15 protein-coding genes, 1 tRNA gene and 1 pseudogene are annotated in these 17,831 nt (G+C 42.3%); 8 read left to right on the top strand and 9 right to left on the bottom strand.

What is annotated here, in order from left to right:
• Entirely contained in the window at positions 1 to 1,332 is a 1,332-nt protein-coding gene (locus U5J89_RS03730) for an AarF/ABC1/UbiB kinase family protein (protein ID WP_322574263.1), read from the top strand.
• Between the two features lie 73 nt (positions 1,333 to 1,405).
• Here U5J89_RS03730 and hflC read toward each other — a convergent pair whose 3' ends face one another.
• The 6 genes from hflC to U5J89_RS03700 form a co-directional block, all read right to left on the bottom strand.
• Positions 1,406 to 2,353 carry a protease modulator HflC gene (gene hflC, locus U5J89_RS03725; RefSeq protein WP_322574262.1) on the bottom strand — a complete coding sequence of 316 codons (948 nt, stop codon included), beginning with the start codon at positions 2,351 to 2,353 and terminating at the stop codon, positions 1,406 to 1,408.
• Positions 2,354 to 2,355: 2 nt separating this feature from the next.
• Positions 2,356 to 3,375 (bottom strand): FtsH protease activity modulator HflK, encoded by a 1,020-nt coding sequence (gene hflK / locus U5J89_RS03720; protein ID WP_322574261.1) that lies wholly within the window; start codon positions 3,373 to 3,375, stop codon positions 2,356 to 2,358.
• Positions 3,376 to 3,427: 52 nt separating this feature from the next.
• Positions 3,428 to 4,531, bottom strand: a complete 1,104-nt coding sequence (locus U5J89_RS03715; protein ID WP_322574260.1) for a PP2C family protein-serine/threonine phosphatase — start codon at positions 4,529 to 4,531, stop codon at positions 3,428 to 3,430.
• Positions 4,473 to 5,963: a hypothetical protein gene (locus tag U5J89_RS03710; protein ID WP_322574259.1), complete on the bottom strand. Its 1,491-nt coding sequence runs from the start codon at positions 5,961 to 5,963 to the stop codon at positions 4,473 to 4,475. Before U5J89_RS03710 ends, U5J89_RS03715 begins: the two co-directional genes overlap by 59 nt.
• Positions 5,964 to 6,195: 232 nt before the next feature.
• On the bottom strand, positions 6,196 to 6,657 hold the full coding sequence (locus tag U5J89_RS03705; RefSeq protein ID WP_322574258.1) for a BrxA/BrxB family bacilliredoxin: 462 nt from the start codon (positions 6,655 to 6,657) through the stop codon (positions 6,196 to 6,198).
• Between the two features lie 135 nt (positions 6,658 to 6,792).
• Complete coding sequence (locus tag U5J89_RS03700) at positions 6,793 to 7,401, bottom strand: superoxide dismutase (protein WP_322574257.1); 609 nt, start codon at positions 7,399 to 7,401, stop codon at positions 6,793 to 6,795.
• Positions 7,402 to 7,639: 238 nt separating this feature from the next.
• Here U5J89_RS03700 and sthA point away from each other — a divergent pair, with 238 nt between their 5' ends.
• Positions 7,640 to 9,097, top strand: coding sequence for a Si-specific NAD(P)(+) transhydrogenase (gene sthA / locus U5J89_RS03695; RefSeq protein WP_322574256.1), 1,458 nt, complete (start codon positions 7,640 to 7,642; stop codon positions 9,095 to 9,097).
• Between the two features lie 35 nt (positions 9,098 to 9,132).
• On the opposite strand, the gene U5J89_RS03690 is transcribed toward sthA, so the two are convergent.
• Both U5J89_RS03690 and aspS read right to left on the bottom strand, forming a co-directional pair.
• Positions 9,133 to 9,843: a DUF429 domain-containing protein gene (locus tag U5J89_RS03690; protein ID WP_322574255.1), complete on the bottom strand. Its 711-nt coding sequence runs from the start codon at positions 9,841 to 9,843 to the stop codon at positions 9,133 to 9,135.
• Positions 9,844 to 9,855: 12 nt separating this feature from the next.
• Entirely contained in the window at positions 9,856 to 11,661 is a 1,806-nt protein-coding gene (gene aspS, locus U5J89_RS03685) for an aspartate--tRNA ligase (RefSeq protein ID WP_322574254.1), read from the bottom strand.
• Positions 11,662 to 11,858: 197 nt separating this feature from the next.
• Here aspS and U5J89_RS03680 point away from each other — a divergent pair, with 197 nt between their 5' ends.
• Both U5J89_RS03680 and U5J89_RS03675 read left to right on the top strand, forming a co-directional pair.
• Complete coding sequence (locus U5J89_RS03680) at positions 11,859 to 12,512, top strand: response regulator transcription factor (protein WP_322574253.1); 654 nt, start codon at positions 11,859 to 11,861, stop codon at positions 12,510 to 12,512.
• A 359-nt stretch (positions 12,513 to 12,871) separates the two neighbouring features.
• Positions 12,872 to 13,441 carry a M23 family metallopeptidase gene (locus U5J89_RS03675; protein WP_322574252.1) on the top strand — a complete coding sequence of 190 codons (570 nt, stop codon included), beginning with the start codon at positions 12,872 to 12,874 and terminating at the stop codon, positions 13,439 to 13,441.
• Between the two features lie 64 nt (positions 13,442 to 13,505).
• On the opposite strand, the gene U5J89_RS03670 is transcribed toward U5J89_RS03675, so the two are convergent.
• Positions 13,506 to 13,579: transfer RNA gene (locus tag U5J89_RS03670), tRNA-Met, on the bottom strand.
• A gap of 185 nt (positions 13,580 to 13,764) precedes the next feature.
• Between U5J89_RS03670 and proS the strand changes: the two are divergent.
• From proS to U5J89_RS03645, 4 genes and pseudogenes are all read left to right on the top strand, one after another.
• Positions 13,765 to 15,232 (top strand): annotated as a pseudogene (proS, locus tag U5J89_RS15885) (proline--tRNA ligase).
• Positions 15,233 to 15,244: 12 nt separating this feature from the next.
• Positions 15,245 to 15,919, top strand: a complete 675-nt coding sequence (locus U5J89_RS03655) for a hypothetical protein (protein WP_322574249.1) — start codon at positions 15,245 to 15,247, stop codon at positions 15,917 to 15,919.
• Positions 15,913 to 17,430, top strand: coding sequence for an NAD(P)H-hydrate dehydratase (locus U5J89_RS03650; RefSeq protein WP_322574248.1), 1,518 nt, complete (start codon positions 15,913 to 15,915; stop codon positions 17,428 to 17,430). The genes U5J89_RS03655 and U5J89_RS03650 overlap by 7 nt, the downstream gene beginning before the upstream one ends.
• Entirely contained in the window at positions 17,427 to 17,831 is a 405-nt protein-coding gene (locus U5J89_RS03645; protein ID WP_322574247.1) for a VanZ family protein, read from the top strand. The genes U5J89_RS03650 and U5J89_RS03645 overlap by 4 nt, the downstream gene beginning before the upstream one ends.

Raw genomic sequence — 17,831 nt, 5'->3', positions numbered from 1 at the left:
ATGAGTAATGATTTTCCATCCTCCAAACTTCAGCGCGGCAAAATATTTGCAAAAACCGGACTCAAAGTAGGAACGAACTACGCCAAGCGATACCTCAAAAAGTCGGTTGGGAAAAAGGAGTCTGAGGAAGAAGGCAAGCAGTTCCACACCCAGAATGCACGTGAAGTATTTAATGAATTTACGAAACTACGCGGCACAGCCCTGAAGATTGCACAATCTCTTAGTATGGACGAGGGGATACTGCCTGAAGAGTTTGCCGAAGTGATGAGCGAATCGCAGTACAGCGTTCCTCCCATCAATAAAGCGCTGGCCCGATCAATTATCAAAAAGGAGCTTGGAGATTATCCCGAAAATCTATTCGCCTATTTTAATACTGAAGCTATCGCTGCCGCATCCATTGGGCAGGTACACGAAGCGCAACTTAAAAACGGGCAGAAAGTAGCGGTTAAAATTCAGTATCCCAATGTCAAAAATACCATCCACTCAGATATGTCGATGGCGAAAACGTTAATGAAGAGAATCGTCAGCGCTAACGGTAATTTTGATGCGTATTTTGAAGAGATTGAAAAAACACTGATGGAAGAAACGGATTACCATCAGGAGGCGGAATACCTGAAATATTTTAACAAGCGCTTTTCTGATGGTGAAATTATTACGCCTGAATATGTTGAAGAGCTATCTACTGACAAGGTGCTGACTATGACTTATATTGAGGGCCAGCATCTCAAAGAGTTTTTAGCCACAAATCCAAGTCAGGAAGCACGCAATCACTTTGGCCAACTGCTATGGGATTTCTTTCACGATCAAGTTGAGCAGCGGGATTTCATCCATGCTGATACTCATCCGGGCAACTTTTTCTTTCGTGATGATGCAAAGCTGGGCGTAATTGATTTTGGTTGCGTTAAAAAATTCTCTGAGGAATTCACGCACAACTATATGCAGCTGTTGCCCAAACATTTGAAGCAGGATGAACAGGAAATTCGGGAACTTTACTACAAGTTGGATATCATCAAAGAAAATCCTAAAAATCCGGAAGCAGAAGAAGAGTTTTTCCAATTTTGCAAAGCCTATGGCGATATTTTTGCCAAACCCTATATGGGAGATGAGTTCGATTTCGGTGATCCCGATTTTAAACAAAAAATAACGCGTTTTTCTCAGGAGTTGCCTATTCAAAATGAGCCACGCGGCGACAAAAACTTCATCTATAGTACAAGAGTCCACATGGGCCTTTACAGTATATTGATGAAGTTAAAAGCCCAGATTAATACTAAACGCAGTAAAAGACTTACTCACAGTATGGTTGACACTATGAGCCGAGAAAAACAGGCTTAAATTTAGTTCAGGTAATAAAAAAAGCCTGCGGTTTAAACCGCAGGCTAATTATTTATTAGATATTCATTCTCTATTATTCCTGAATATCATTCAAGAATTTAAAGAAGTCACTGTCCGTTGAAAGAATAAGCGATGTTTGACTATCAAGTGCTTTCTTATACGACTCCATTGTTCGGGTAAAGTTGTAGAGTCTTTGCGCCGCATTCGTTTGGTTATATGCTTCTGCATAAATGGCCGTCGCACGAGCATCAGCCTCTCCGCGGATCTCTTCTGCTTCACGAAATGCTTCAGATTCTATCGTCTGCAATTCACGCTCTTTTTCACCATTTATTCGGGCGGCCTCACCCTCACCTTCTGACCGAAATTTATCAGCAATACGGTTACGTTCACTTATCATTCGATCGTAAACCGTTTGACGCACATCTTCAACATAGTTGATCCGTTTAAACCTAAAATCAAGCACTTTCAGGCCCAGGTCCGAAGCTCGTTCGTTTGCCAACTGCTGAATAACAGTTTGGATAGAGTCACGGCCAAACGAAATATCAGCCAACGTATCTTCCACAATTTCTGTAATTGTAGCATCCGACTTTGGATCACGGTTGGAGGTCCGTACTACTTCTACAAGATCATGAGAAGCTACCGCATTCCGGGTTTCTCCATCCAAAATATCATCAAGACGAGATTGGGCGCCCCGCTCATCGCGTAGTCGCTTAAAAAACTGAAGCGGATCGGTAATCTGCCAACGGGCATAGGTATCCACAAAAATGAACTTTTTGTCCTTCGTTGGAACCTGATTACGATCACCGTCCCACTCCAGATACCGCTCATCAAAATAGTGGGCTGTCTGTATAAAGGGAATTTTAAATTTCATACCCGGATCAGAGACCGTATCACCCACGGGATCGCCAAACTGTGTAATGACTACCTGCTCAGTTTCATCCACAATGTAAAATCCATCAAATGCTACAAGAAATAATGCTCCTAAAACAACAAGTAGTGAAATGCTTTTCCAGTTCTTCATATCTAATTACCCTGATTGTTTGAGTTAGCATTTGACTTATTGACGTTCACGCCATCCATCTGCATCTGCAGCAACGGCAAAACGCTATTTCCGTTTTGATCGGTTACAATTTTGTTGCCTAATTTGGGGAGAATTTCCTCCAGCGTTTCAAGATATAGACGCCGCTTCGTAACTTCGGGAGCCTTCACATACTCTTGATAAAGTTGATTGAAACGAGAGGCTTCACCCTGGGCACGATTTACGCGATTAACCGCATAACCTTCTGCTCGCTGAATCGTTTCCTGAGCTCGTCCCTTAGCACGGGGTATTACCTTGTTATATTCAGATTTTGCCTCATTGATCAGCGTTTCTTTTTGTTGCTGAGCTTCATTAACGGCATTAAAAGATGGTTTTACCGGATCGGGTGGATTAATATCCTGTAGAACAATTTGCTCTATTTGAATACCCGATTCATACTCGGTACAAATCTTCTGGATTAATTCCTGTGCTTTCATAGCAACTTCAGCACGTCCCACAGTTAGAACCTCATTTACGGTACGATCTCCAACAATTTGACGCATTGCAGATTCTGAAATATCGCGCAGTGTTTGTTCGGGATTCCGAATTTTAAAGAGAAAATCATACGGATCGTCGATTCTATACTGCACAACCCATTCTACATCCGCAAGATTGAGATCTCCGGTAAGCATAAGCGATTCATCCCTGTACCCCTGTTTTTGATAACTAGACCGCACTCCGGCGCTCGTTGTTCGGTATCCGAATTCATGTTTTAACTGACGTTGAATGGGTACATAGCGAACATCCTCAACAAAAGGTACCTTAAAATTTAGGCCGGGATAAGCCGTTCGTGTAAACTCACCAAATCGCGTTACAATTCCCACCTCTTCAGGATTTACCGTAAAAAAGGAGGAAAAAGCTAATACCACAACGAATGCTCCCAATATGATATATTGAATATTGCTGCCCAACTTCTTGAGCTGTGGCGGCATATCCATGCCGGAAAAATTATTGTCTTGTGCCATATAAAATTGGTTTTCTTGTTAGAAAATGTTCAAATCTTCGATTCACACGTCCCTATATCTTGAGGCATATGATAGTGGTATCATCAGCCAATTGATAGTCGCTAAATTTCTGAACTTTCCGTTTAATATCCATCGATATTTCGTTGCTGGGAAGGTTATCGGTATCCAGTGATTCTACAAGGGTAACCAAACTATCGAAACCGAAACGTTCGCCCTGGGGATTTACAGCCTCAGGCAATCCATCAGAATATAGTAAGAGAAAATCTCCCTTCTGTAGCTGTACCTCATACGCCTGATAATCAACGGACGATTGTAATCCCAAGGGATATTTGGGGGCCGGCGTATTGATAAATTCTGCCTTTCCATCGCGCTTAAGAATGGGTAAGCAATGGCCCGCATTCGCTAATTTCAGTATTCTGCTTTCAAGATGATATTGTGCGATTATACAAGTAATAAATGTCTGCCGGTCAGTACGGGTATGAAGAGTTGGGGCAATTTCTCGCAAAATGGAGTCCGGGGCATCTTTATGCAGACGTGAGAGCAATAATCCACTGGTAAAAACGGCATGCATCGCCGCCTTCATTGCTTTTCCGGAAACATCGGCAATAGTCATATTTAAGACCTGACTATTTGCCGTACCATTACTACTTATGATATAGTCGTAGTAATCTCCCCCCACTTCGAATGATGGCATAAAAAATCCATATACATCAATTCCTTCTGCAGTTGGCGGACGAAGAGGCATTAATTTAAATTGACTTTCGCGAGCAATCTCAATCTCTTTTTCAACTCGCAAGTGATTTGCCATCCGCTCTTGATATTCGGGAATATATCCACCCATTTCGGAAATGGAGTTTCCATATTTATAAGCAATTAATCCATAGATCAGGGGTAATCCCAGAATAAAGAATTGTGTCCACGCGATATAGGCAACATTCATACTTGATGAGCCCCAATACGGCATGACCAGTAATACCGACATAAATACCCACCAGCCTGTTGCAAATGACAGAAGTCCCGATCCTTGCACCGCAAAAAGCGTTACTCCTCCTATAGCTGAGAAAACTACTAAGTCGTACCATTCTGTCCCTATGAGCTCAAATAGAATGCCTGATCCTGAAAAAAGAATTCCAAGCAAGCAGCATTCCAGCTCCATAAAACAGCCAGCGATTGTTGATTTTTGACTGCAGAAATCCAGACGTTACTCCTACATGTCCCAGCGAAACCAACCACACGTTAATCCAAATAGCCATATTTATAGTCAACAGTTTGGGCTGCATAATTGCTTCTGTAAAACTATTCTGGCTATCCGCCTGATAATATTGAGTACCCAGTAAGAATAAGCTAACGCTAAGTATTCCCAATAATCCGCCACCCAAAGCGTATCCACGAAGGAGCCCTTCTCCGGTTTCCCGAAAGAAAAATCGTTTTCGCCAAAAGGTATCTATCAAATGTAACTGCTCTTCATCTCGGGATCGTGCCATCGCTTCCCATCCGATATAGGCTAAAGCTGCATATAATCCCAAAATTGCGGCAACGATGAGATTATTCAGTATAAAGAGGGCTTCGCTCGTTTGATTCCAGAAATCATTCATAGTATTTATGAGATAAAATACTCTCCATCCCAAAACACCCAGCAGAACACTAACCAACATAAAAATTGCCCGTCGCCACTCTACCTGTCCCTTATTTATATACTTTATCCCCAGGAAAACGACAAGGATAGCCAGAATTGCCAGTGAGCCAAACGTTGTTGCCAAATCCACATAACTGATACTTTGAACCGGATCAATCTGTTCGGGCTCAAGTTTATCCAATGCCTTAAAACTCTCAATGGAAACCCCATACTGAATACTTGCCATATTGGGCGTATTATTTTCCCGAATAATGGGCCTGACTTCGAGTGACAGCTCCTGGGGACCTGATATATCCACGCCCTTCTTATTCCATCGGAATACCATATTATTACCAACACGAGAATCAGACAACTCCATTGATTGCTGCCCAAACCCGGGTTCTGTTGTTAGCAGCGTATCCCTTATATCTACGTAATCAAGCTGATAATTCTGAAGATTGTATCCTAATATATCCTGCACAATCCGATTGGCAATTGAGAACAGGGAATCGCCCGGAACAAATGTTGGATTGGGATTATCAGTATATTTCGACAGCCGGCGCACGTTTCCCTCTTGATCGTAACGGATATCAAGACGTCCCAACTCACTCATAAAATTATTTGCTTCGTGCGAAAAACCATCATCCTCATCCTGGGCGGTTCCGATACTCACCTTCCATCCTGTAAGATGCACGCCATTCTTGTTGAGTTCTGCCGGTGACGGGAGGTCTTCCTTGGCTGAGTCCTGCAGCATTTTATAATAATTCAAATGCTGGGTTCTCTCAGTCATAATTTGCAGGCTATCTATCGAAAAGCCAAGACGCTGAGAAAGCTCAGCGGTTTTATGCTCAATCGTAGACTTGCTCTGCTCTATGGGAGCTCCGGCGTTAAAAGCAATAAAAGAGTGCAGTACAAAGAATACTGCAAATCCAATAACACCCAAGAATATCCAATATGATAACCGTTGCCCCATATAATAGTGACTTTCGTTTCTTACAATCCCTCTGTAACTGCTATTTTAATATAAAAATGAAGTAGAATTCAATATACAATCATCATCGAAAATACCCTACGGAATTCCGACTCTATTGTTTCCCTATTTTTTTATGCAATCCAGTGGAAATGCAAATAGCGGCTTCTCAAAAATAAAAAAGCCGATAGGATAAACCCCACCGGCTTTAAAACTGTAAAATAACTGTACAGACTTAGTTTTCTGCTTCTTCGGTTTCCTCCTCACCGTCAAAAGCTTTGAACACCATCTTTAAATCATCGGCAATTTCTACTTTGGTGCGTCCTTCAATACGATGGCGCGGAATCATTGCCTTAATTTCGCCATCCTTGAAATAGGCGAAAGCGGGAGAAGATGGTGGGTACTCACTAAAATACTCCCGGGCCCGTTCTGTGGCCTTTTTATCCTGACCGGCAAAAACCGTCACCATATGATCAGGCTGAATCTCCGATTCTTCAAGCGCAATTTTTACACCCGGACGCGCATTACCTGCAGCACATCCACAAACAGAATTTATCACCATCAGCATCGTGCCATCATCATATTCATCCATAGCACGATCCACATCTTCAACAGTTTCCAACTCCTCAATACCCAAGTCTGTTAATTCTTCTCGCATCCAAGAAACGTCGGGGCCTGCTCCAAGTCCAAATTGCATAAGTAAATGTATTTATTTCGGCTTTGTGTTAAAGATCAAATATAAGGCTCATATATGAAGTATGTAAGAAGAAAAAGCACTCCGTTTTAAACGACGGAGTGCTTTTATACTTTTTTTCAACACACAACTAATTATTTAGGTAGCGTCGTTGTAATATTCATTCACTTGATCCCAATTGACCAAGTTCCAGAAATTCTTGACGTACTTACCACGCTCATTCTGATAGTGCAGATAGTAAGCATGTTCCCAAACATCAACGCCCAAAATAGGTGTTAGTCCATTCATGTACGGGCTATTTTGATTGGCCGTAGAAAGTACTTCAAGGCTACCATCTCTGTTCACGCACAACCAACCCCAGCCAGACCCAAATTGACCGGTGGCTGCATTGTTGAATGCTTCTTTGAAATCTTTAAAGCTCCCAAAATCTTCTTTAATAGCACCTGCAATATCACCTGTGGGTTCTCCACCGCCATTGGGAGAAAGAATAGTCCAGAACAATTTATGGTTTGCATATCCACCGCCATTGTTAATCACGGCTTGTCGAATATCTTCAGGTACCTCTGTAATACGCTGCAGAACTTCCTCGATAGGCAGATCGGCAAATTCAGATCCTTTTAAGGCAGCATTTACCTTATCGGTGTATCCCTGATGGTGTTTGCCGTGATGAATTTTCATCGTCCGCTCATCAATATGCGGTTCCAGTGCATCGTAATCATATGGTAAATCAGGTAGTTCGTAAGCCATAATAATAAGTTTTTGGTTTTAAATAGTTGTTAATAAAATAAATTGTAATAATGTTATCTCGTTTCGGTGCAATACCTTAAATTTAGCACCTTTAATGCATAGTACCAATCAAAAATAGATTGTAAATCGTTCCATTTTACGTTACTTGATTGAATCTAAAAAATGGAGATTTGCTCATCATTTTGTTCTATTTTTGAGATATAAATTCAATTTCACTTTTTAGTTTTCATATTCCATTATGAGTCGAGATTACGATATCATTATTATCGGGACAGGACCCGCAGGCTTTTCCTGTGCCATGCAAAGTTCAAAATTTGATAAGAACGTTTTAGTTGTTGAATCCCATAAAAAATACCTAGGGGGAACATGGATCAATACGGGGACTGTCCCCAGCAAGGCCCTCCGAGAGGCTGCAAAAAATATCCTCGACTTTAATGAGCAATTTGGCGATCACGAACACAAAAAGCCCTATGAACGCTTTAAGATGGGCGATTTACTGCAATACAAGCAGGAAATCCTGGAGAAAGAAAATCAGAAAGTCAAAAATGACCTGATCAAAAATAAGGTGGATGTAGCCCGCGGTTTTGGCAGCCTAAAAGACAAACATACGGTAGAGGTAGAAACACATATTGGATCTACAGAAACCTATACCGCAGATTATGTTCTGATCAGTACAGGAAGTAGCCCCATTCCACCCCAGAACTTCGAGGTAGATAATGACAAAGTGCTTGACTATAAATCCATCTTGGAAATCACGCACATTCCCCGCCGGTTGGTAGTTATTGGATCTGGAGTTAATGCTATAGAATACGCCACTATTTTCGCAGCGCTGGGAACTCGTGTTACGCTGTTGAGTGGAAAAAAAGACTATCTCACCTTTTTAGATCACGAAATTAAAAAGCATCTGCAAGATTCTTTAAAACAAAAAGGTATTACGATAAAGAAGAATGTGAGTGTTGAAGATGTATCTTTCAGCGCTTTGCGAAATTATACTGAGGTAAAATTCAGATCCAAATCGGAGGATAAGCGCCTGCAAGTTATCGAAACAGAACACGTACTCTTTATGGGAGGCCGAAAACCAAATATCGAGGGCCTTAACCTGGATACCGTTGGTGTTGAGACCGATGACAGGAATTTTATCGTAACCGATGACTCATATAAGACAAATGTTGACAATATTTATGCCGCAGGAGATGTAATCGGATTTCCACGTCTGGCTTCGGCCTCATTTTCGCAAGGCAGGTTGGCAGCCTGTAACATGTTTGGTATTCCGACTCTGGAGGTACCCGACCAGATACCATACGGCATCTATGCTATTCCAGAAATTTCAAACATTGGTATTACAGAACAGGATGCCGAAGAAATGGGATTGGATATCACTGTTGGACGAGCCTATTTCAAAAATATTGCTAAAGGAAATATGAGCAATAATTCCAACGGTATGCTTAAGCTGGTCTTTAGCACTAATTCCCTGAAACTGCTGGGCGTACATATTTTAGGAGCAGATGCTGCCAACCTTATCCACCTGGGACAATCAGTCATGTCATATGATGGCGATATCCGATATTTTATCAATCACGTAATGAATTATCCTACACTAAGTGAAGCCTATCGTATTGCCGCCTTTAACGGAGTAAACCGCGTTTATAAAGCAGGTGTTAAATACAAGAATATTCTTGAGGATAAGAATGAGTAATAGTTTTCTCATTCTCTTTTCTGATCCAGGAAATTCTACACATAGTGAATAGCCATAGGCAATCCGGCAGAATCTGTAGGAGGGTTTTCAGGCAAGGTCTTCATATCTTTCTCGGTTGATTGAAGAGCAAACCAACCCAAAACCATTGCATCTACGATATCATCTTCATCCACCTGGTTGCGTCGGTACTCCTCTTTAATATCCCGGAAAAAATCATCCGCATATTCGCTTCGATCTTTCAGCAATTTTAACCGGTGGCGCAATCCCTTTTTTGTTGCCTTCTTTTGCAGGATGGAGTTATTACCATTTAAAATGCGAAATAGAAGCTCGGGATGACTCTCAAAAACTTTATCCTGCAGTTCTTCATTATTTTGTAAAAAATGATCTACCGTTTTGATATTCGGAGTGATATTCCAGGCCTGGGTAGAAATCTTTTTACCCGTAATTTCGTAACTCGTCATTGATGCTTCGCCATAGGTCGGAGAATACAAAGCCGGACGTATAGGCGGGTTAAAAACACTGGCCTGGTAATCGGGTCCCAAGATATCGCGAAGCTCATCATCACACTCTCTTACATACTCCTCTTCAGCCAAACCAATCGGTACATCTATAAAAATGCGATCAAACTCCTCAAAATACTCTTTTAACTGCTGATCTGATTCCAGTAGCCAATAACCGGCTCCTTCATCATCTAAGCTAATGGCAATCCATCCCGCCCGGCATCCGTCAATTCCTAATGTTTTCAAATCAACCAAAATTTAATTTTCTGATTCCTGTTCTTGTGCCGCTTCCCTGGCATACTTTTTTAGTTCAATATGCAGATCATCCAACTGCTCCTCGTCCACAAAATCGGGACTATTATCCATCAGACTCTGCGCTTTCTGGTTTTTAGGAAACGCAATCACATCGCGCAGACTGGTTCCACCGCAAAGTATCATTACAATACGATCTACACCAAGTGCTATACCTCCGTGAGGCGGTGCCCCGTATTTAAACGCATCCAGTAGAAATCCAAAGCGTTTCTGAGCCTCATCTTTCTCAATTCCTAACAACTCAAACATGCGGGTTTGCAGTTCCCGATCGTGAATACGAATAGAACCACCGCCAATCTCGTAACCGTTAAGCACCAAGTCATACGCCCGGGATCGAACTTTTTCAGGCTGATCATCGAGCTTATCCAAATCCTCGGGCTTTGGTGCTGTAAAGGGATGGTGCAGGGCATGATATCGGTGATCTTCTTTACTGTATTCTACCAATGGAAAATCAGTAACCCACAAAAACTTATATTCATCTTCATTAATCAGGTTGTGCTCTTTACCCATCATAAGGCGGAGCTGTCCCATCTGTTTATGCACTTCGGGAGAAGGTCCTGCAAGAATGAGCACAAGATCACCCATCTCTGCATCAGCCCTTTCAACCATCGCATCAACCGTTTCGTCCTTTAGAAACTTACCCACACTGCATTTTACACCATCATCTTCATTCAGCTTGATATAGATAAGCCCTGCCGCACCGGTTTCTTCTTTTACCCGCTCAGTTAAACGGTCTATGGCGCCGCGTCCCATATCTCCCTGGTCGGGAACGGTGATACCCAGTACCGCTCCACCTTTGTCAACAGTATTGGAGAATATCTTAAATTCAGAATTAGCAACAAGATCAGAAAAGTCGGCAAACTCAAGACCGAATCGCGTATCCGGCTTATCGGTGCCATATCTTTTTATTGCCTGGTCATAGGTCATTCTATCAAATGAAGTCTCGATCTCTTCTCCAACCGTTTCACTCATTATTTTTTTCATGAGACCCTCGGTGGTCTCCATGACATCTTCTTCATCCACAAAAGACATCTCTACATCAATCTGTGTAAACTCCGGCTGCCGGTCGGCACGCAGGTCTTCATCTCTGAAACACTTAACAATTTGGAAATAGCGATCAAAACCGGAAACCATCAGCAACTGCTTATAGGTCTGCGGACTTTGGGGAAGAGCAAAAAATCTACCGGGATTTACACGACTGGGTACCAGATAGTCACGAGCACCTTCGGGGGTACTTTTCATCAGCACAGGTGTTTCGATTTCCAAAAAATCATTGTCATAGAAAAACGAACGTGTTGACTGATAGAAATCAGAACGCATGATCATATTTTCCTGGATCTCCGGACGTCGAAGATCCAGATAACGGTGCTTAAGTCGGAGTTCTTCACTGGTTTTTATACCGTCCTTAATTTCGAAAGGTGTTGTTTCAGCCTCGGAATAAATTTCAAGATCAGTAACGCGGATTTCAATACCGCCGGTTGTCAATTCCGGATTAATATTTTCTTCGCCGCGTTTTTCAACTACTCCTTTAATCCCAACAACATATTCCGTTCGCAGCTCTTCGGCTTTTTCATGAAGCTGTTCATTCGTTTCATAAAAAACAATTTGCGTGATGCCCCGACGGTCACGCAGATCAATGAATATTACACCGCCTAAATCGCGTCGTGTTGCTACCCACCCATTGAGTACAACTTCTTCGCCGGTATTTTCCAATGTTAACTCTGAGCAATGATGCGTTCGTTTCCAGGTCATAAATATTTCTACTTTCTAATAATTTCAAATCGGTTTAAGAAGTTTTGAAAATAAGTAATATGACAACCAATCGCTTATTGTTATTTCTAATTCAGCAGTCATTTCTGAATTTCAAATGCTTTGTTTACTTTATACCATTAAAGAGTACCCCAAATAAAAAATATCATTAGCCGGGTTGGTATACACGAGGCTTACCCATGACTGAAATCTCTATACTCATAGCAGATGATCACGAGATCATACGATTCGGTATCAGTACCTATTTATCCTCATCGGAGGGTATTGAAATTGTAGGTGAAGCCTCAACAGGAGAGGAATGCATTCAACTATTCCAAGAAACCCACCCCGATATCTGCATCCTCGATATTGATATGCCCGATAAAAATGGAATTGAAACGGCAAAAGAGATCCGGGAATTAGAGGGAGATACAAAAATTCTCATTCTCTCCATGCACATTAACAAAGATATTTTACGTGATGCACTTGAGGCCAACGTTGATGGATATCTTTTAAAAAATACCGAAAAAGCCGATTTGCTGCATGGCATTCGAGCTATTGTAAAAGGACAACAGGTGTTTAGCGATCCGATTTCTAATTTAATGAAAGAATCGTTTTTAAATAAAAGTAGTCAATCTGTAAGCTACGACCATCAACATATAACCGATCGCGAACAAGAAATTTTACAGCTCATTGTGGATGGTCTGACTAGTAAACAGATAGCCCAAGAACTGTATATCAGTCCCCGTACCGTCGATACGCACCGGGCCAACCTGATGGAAAAACTGGAACTTAATAATATCGCAGAGTTGGTGCGTTATGCTATCCAACACAACTTGGTTTCAGTTGATTAATTTCTACGTACGTACTTTTTCGTAGCAAAAATACCAACTTATAGCTATTGACCGTGGAACCCATGTGAATTACATTATAGATGCAAATGGGGTAATAGCCGTCTGTAGATGATATTTAGCAGTTATCTGTGACAGGATAACTGCTAATTTTTTTTATACCTCTGTATTCCATTTCTTCTCACCGAAACATCCCACCCATCACCTCGTAGTCAATTACCTGTTTATTCATAAAATCCAATAACAAATCATTGGAATTGACTATGCATACAACATCTAATAACCGTCTCTCTTTAGCATCAATTTGTATTTCCTTGTCGATCTTAATCTTTGTTTCCAGCCCAGCAACAGCTCAATATGCTTTGTCTGATGTTCAAAATGACACGCTTACAAAAACAGTGCTCATCCATCCCGTCATAGAAACCGATGACGGTGAACTGATATTCTCCCGGGAACATACCTACAAAGATCATCTGGGATTGGGTGATCAGCTTGCACGTGACTTCATTGCTATTACAGCTACCGAAAATGGAATTTTGCAAGCTTTCAAGAACGACGGAAAAGAAAACAAAGACTACATCGGCTGGCGAAAGAACGTATTGGCCCCTGTCAGCGGTACCGTTACGTTAGTTAATCATCCCAAAATCACCAACACCCCGGGCAAAATGAATCGGGATGCCGAGCCCGGTAGGATTTTCATTGAAAATAATGACAGTACTAAGGTGATCCTCGTTCACGTTCGTGAAATAAAGGTTGAGGAAGGAGAACAGGTTGACGCCGGAGACGTGGTCGCCAAAGTGGGCAACAACGGCATCTCCACCGGTCCCCACATCCATGTCGGCGCCTGGAAAGATGACACGCCGCTACAGATTCAGGTAGACTTATACGCAGAAAAACGAAATGAAAAAGAGAAAAAATCGGATTCTAAGTAACCGATTTTACGCTCCTAAAATAACAAAGCCCGAAGCTTTGAAACTTCGGGTTTTGTTGTTACTGTACCGTGGGACGGATTCGAACCGTCGACCTCCGGGTTATGAATCCGACGCTCTCACCAACTGAGCTACCACGGCATGCCGATCAAATCAAGAGTTGCCAAATATAAAGCAATTCTGATTAAATATTAAGTCCTGCCTCTAACTTTTTTCAATCCATCTAATGGAAAACCGACATCTTTTTTTGAGGCTCTTCGAAATCGCCTTATTTTCCAGCTTACAAATTTAAAATACATCCTAAGCACTGAATTCCGTTATTTCTCATGGCAAAGAAAATTACCGAAAGAACCGAAGATTTTTCACAATGGTATCAAGATGTAATTCGTGAAGGCAAGCTGGCCGACCACTCTCCTGTGCGCGGCTGCATGGTCATACGTCCCAACGGCTATGCCCTTTGGGAAAACATGCAGGATACGCTGGATCAGATGTTTAAAGATACCGGCCATGAGAATGCCTATTTCCCGCTGTTCATCCCAAAATCATTTTTATCAAAAGAAGCCCAGCACGTCGAGGGTTTTGCTAAAGAATGCGCAGTGGTTACACACAGTCGCCTGCAAAGTACCGATGACGGTGTAGAGGTGGATCCCGATTCTAAACTCGGGGAAGAATTGATTGTCCGACCCACTTCTGAAACGATCATCTGGGATTCTTATCGCAACTGGATTCAATCGTATCGTGATCTCCCCATCCTTATTAACCAGTGGGCCAATGTTGTTCGCTGGGAGATGCGCACGCGCCTGTTCCTTCGTACTATGGAATTCCTGTGGCAAGAAGGACATACCGCACACGCCACTAAAGAAGAGGCCGTTGAGGAGACCCGGCAGATGCTGGAAGTCTATCGCACCTTTGCCGAGGAATATATGGCCATGCCGGTAAAGACAGGCGTAAAAACGGAATCAGAACGATTTGCCGGAGCCGTAGACACCTATTGTATTGAAACGCTGCTGCAGGATAACAAAGCCCTTGCAGGCCGGTACTTCTCACTTTCTGGGACAAAATTTTGCCAAAGCATTCGATGTAAAATTCCAAAGCTCAGACGGTGAGCACGAATATGTATGGGCCACCAGCTGGGGCGTTTCTACACGATTGATTGGCGGATTGATTATGACCCACTCCGACGATCAGGGACTTGTATTACCTCCTAAGTTGGCCCCAAACCAAGTCGTTATCGTTCCTATCTGGAAAAGTGATGAAGAAAAGGAACAAGTACTTGAATATTGCCAGGAAATCATTGACGAACTTGACGCTCTGAATATCCGTATCAAGCTGGATGACCGCGAAAATATGAGTCCGGGCTGGAAGTTTAATGAGCATGAGGCAGCCGGCATCCCCTTGCGTTTGACTATCGGTCCACGTGACTTAGAAAACAACAATGTAGAATTAGCCCGTCGCGATACGTTGGACAAAAATATCGTCAGTCGGGAGGGCATTGCCCAAAAAGTTGATGAGCTGTTGGACACCATTCAGGAAGATCTTTACGAGTCGGCCCAAAACCGCATTCAGGAAAACACGCACACCGTCGACTCCTATGATGAATTCAAGAAGGTCATCGAGAATGAAGGTGGTTTTGTTTATGCACACTGGGATGGAACGGCCGAAACCGAAGAAAAAATCAAGGACGAAACAAAGGCAACGATCCGCTGTATTCCACTTGAAGATGGCGAAGAGGGTGAATGTATGGTCACGGGGAAACCATCCAAGCAAAAAGTTCTTTTTGCTCGTGCCTATTAAACAGTGGCTATAGTGCAATCGCCCGTAGATAATACGCTTAATATTTTTGATCGATTTGCCGAGGAAGGTTCAGCACGTCTGATTTCTGATCTCGGCAATCCTCTATTGATGCCGCCCGCCGTATTTTTGGGCACCTGCCTTCTTTTAGGCCAATCACTATTTACGACACTAAAAGTTACCGGTATCGCTGTGATTTGCTACAGCGTATTACCATTTCTGCTTACCCTTTTTATGTTTCGACGTGGAATTATCCATTCCCTGGATTTGCCCCTGCGAAAAACGCGGACCTTGCTGTATGCTTTTTCGATTATCAGCGCTGCCATCGCTTCCCTTATTATCTACCAGCTCACCTCAACGCTTCATTTTTTTGTATTTATACTCTCATTTGTTTTCCTGGCCAATTTGACGATCTCATTCCTTCTAAACCTGAGATGGAAAGTGAGTGTGCATTCAGCATCGGTGTCGGTAGCAGGTACTATTTACTACCTGATGTTTCTTTGGGGGATAACAGAATATTCTCTCATCACATTAATTTTATCCTTAATCCACCTTTTACTACTTTTACCCGTAATGATGTGGGCACGGTATCATCTTAGTGTCCACTCACTAACCGAATTATTTGGCGGAGCTATTGCCGGAATTCTACTTACAATCATTGAGCTAATCATATTTATAAATATATGGTAAAGGAGATACTTGACGCGCCCTATTCTCATTATCTTTTCGATGCTGAACTGAGCCAAAAAATTGATCGGCGTACCATTGAAGAGATGGGAATCGACGGTTTTACGCTGATGGAAATTGCCGGCTCTTCGGCTGCGAAAATACTGCTTCAGCAAAAAGAATTAACGCACGGTGTTTTTCTCTGTGGTAAAGGAAATAACGCCGGTGATGCTCTTGTAGTAGCACGATACCTGCTCCAACACAATGTAGACGCAACCATCGTATTTTTAAGCGGATCAGATGATCTCTCCCCTGATACCCAGAAAAACTTGGAGCTTCTCAGGAAATTCAATTCCAATGAAAAGCTAACATTTTTTGAAAGTTGGGAAGAATTCAATTCGCCAGAACAATTCGATTTTATTATTGACGGCATGCTCGGCACCGGGTTAACCAGCGATGTTCGAGGCGATTATGTCAAGGCCGTAGAATGGGCAAACCAACAACCTAAGCCTGTTTTTGCGATGGACATTCCGACTGGTCTCCATGCAGACTCCGGAAAAATTATGGGAACTGTCATCAACGCTGACACTACGTTTACTTTTGGCGGTCAAAAATTAGGACTCTATCTCGAAGATGGTCCAAAGCATGCGGGCACTATTCATTACTGTGAACTTCCATTCCCGAACCAGTTTAAAGAAGATTGTAATACCTACCTGCTTGATGAAAGTTGGATTCAGATAGAATCTCCTACTCCCGGCCAGCACAAGTATAATTCCGGCGTACTTTATATCGTAGCCGGATCTGAGGGTTTAACGGGAGCTGCGATTATGGCTGCCCAAAGTGCCTGGGCTGAAGGGTTGGGAGCTGTAATTCTGATTTGCCCCAAAGGAATACTGCCTATTTATGAGCAAACACTGCCATCCATCATAAAAAAACCGGTAGGAAGTCGAAATGACTTCTTTTTCAAAGATGATCATACAAACCAAGTTGTTGAAATAATATCTGAAAAAGAGGGTAGCCTGCTACTTGGTCCGGGATTGGGACGCGAACAATCCACTGTTACTTTTGTACAAGAAGTGCTAACTCAAATTACGAGTCCTACCGTTATTGATGCTGACGGGCTCTGGTGTTTGGCACAGCTGGATGAACTTCCCAAACCTGAGCAGTCAGAATGGATTTTAACACCCCATCCGGGGGAATTAAATCGCTTGATAAAAAGTACCGGGCTACAAAAAGAATCCCGGCTAAAGACTGTTCGAAAATATGCCCAAACTACTGGCGTTACCTTACTTGCAAAGGGCATGCCCGCAATCATCGGAACACCGGCGGGCAAATGTTATCTAACAAACTACAACACCAGATATTTTTCCAGAGCCGGAAGCGGTGATGTATTGGCCGGCAAAGTTAGTGCTCGATTGGCATTAGGTGAAGAACCTGCTACGAGCTGTGCTCAAGGCTTATTAAATGGAAAACAAAAACTTGAAAATTATTTAAAACACCATCAGGATTTACCTGAACCAAGCGATTTTATATGAATATATCTTCTTCTATTTATTCCTTTTTATCGGATCACAGTTATTTATTGCCAATTGGGGTAATTACTCTGACTCTCGGAATGCTGCTGCTAACATTGCTGCCCGCCGATGTTATGGGACAAAATAAACTTTGGAGCTACGACAAATTAGGCCACGCCGTGCTTTTTGGTAGTTGGTCACTATCCGTGGGATTATACTATCAAATACATAAATCAAAAAGGGTAAAACTCTGGATTATATTTGCCAGCGGTACCACTTTTGGATTACTAATCGAAATCTTGCAACATACCCTCCCGGTAAATCGGCAAGGAGATCCTATTGATTTTTTGTTTGATGTGCTGGGATGTCTCATAGCTATTTGGGTTTTAAAAACAATATTACCGAATGAAACTAAATCGTAA

Source organism: Fodinibius sp. (assembly GCF_034521915.1).
Lineage (GTDB): Bacteria > Bacteroidota > Rhodothermia > Balneolales > Balneolaceae > Fodinibius.
Note: the sequence above shows the minus strand (reverse complement) of the source record. Positions and strands in the feature narration are given on the sequence as shown.

Excerpts from the sequence above, each read along its gene's own strand:
- U5J89_RS03710 (WP_322574259.1), bottom strand. The coding sequence starts at position 5,963 with ATGGGGCAACGGTTATCATATTGGATATTCTTGGGTGTTATTGGATTT.
- hflC (WP_322574262.1), bottom strand. The coding sequence starts at position 2,353 with ATGAAGAACTGGAAAAGCATTTCACTACTTGTTGTTTTAGGAGCATTA.
- hflK (WP_322574261.1), bottom strand. The coding sequence starts at position 3,375 with ATGGCACAAGACAATAATTTTTCCGGCATGGATATGCCGCCACAGCTC.
- U5J89_RS03700 (WP_322574257.1), bottom strand. The coding sequence starts at position 7,401 with ATGGCTTACGAACTACCTGATTTACCATATGATTACGATGCACTGGAA.
- U5J89_RS03705 (WP_322574258.1), bottom strand. The coding sequence starts at position 6,657 with ATGCAATTTGGACTTGGAGCAGGCCCCGACGTTTCTTGGATGCGAGAA.
- U5J89_RS03680 (WP_322574253.1), top strand. The coding sequence starts at position 11,859 with ATGACTGAAATCTCTATACTCATAGCAGATGATCACGAGATCATACGA.
- U5J89_RS03715 (WP_322574260.1), bottom strand. The coding sequence starts at position 4,531 with ATGGAGCTGGAATGCTGCTTGCTTGGAATTCTTTTTTCAGGATCAGGC.
- sthA (WP_322574256.1), top strand. The coding sequence starts at position 7,640 with ATGAGTCGAGATTACGATATCATTATTATCGGGACAGGACCCGCAGGC.
- U5J89_RS03650 (WP_322574248.1), top strand. The coding sequence starts at position 15,913 with ATGGTAAAGGAGATACTTGACGCGCCCTATTCTCATTATCTTTTCGAT.
- aspS (WP_322574254.1), bottom strand. The coding sequence starts at position 11,661 with ATGACCTGGAAACGAACGCATCATTGCTCAGAGTTAACATTGGAAAAT.
- U5J89_RS03645 (WP_322574247.1), top strand. The coding sequence starts at position 17,427 with ATGAATATATCTTCTTCTATTTATTCCTTTTTATCGGATCACAGTTAT.
- U5J89_RS03730 (WP_322574263.1), top strand. The coding sequence starts at position 1 with ATGAGTAATGATTTTCCATCCTCCAAACTTCAGCGCGGCAAAATATTT.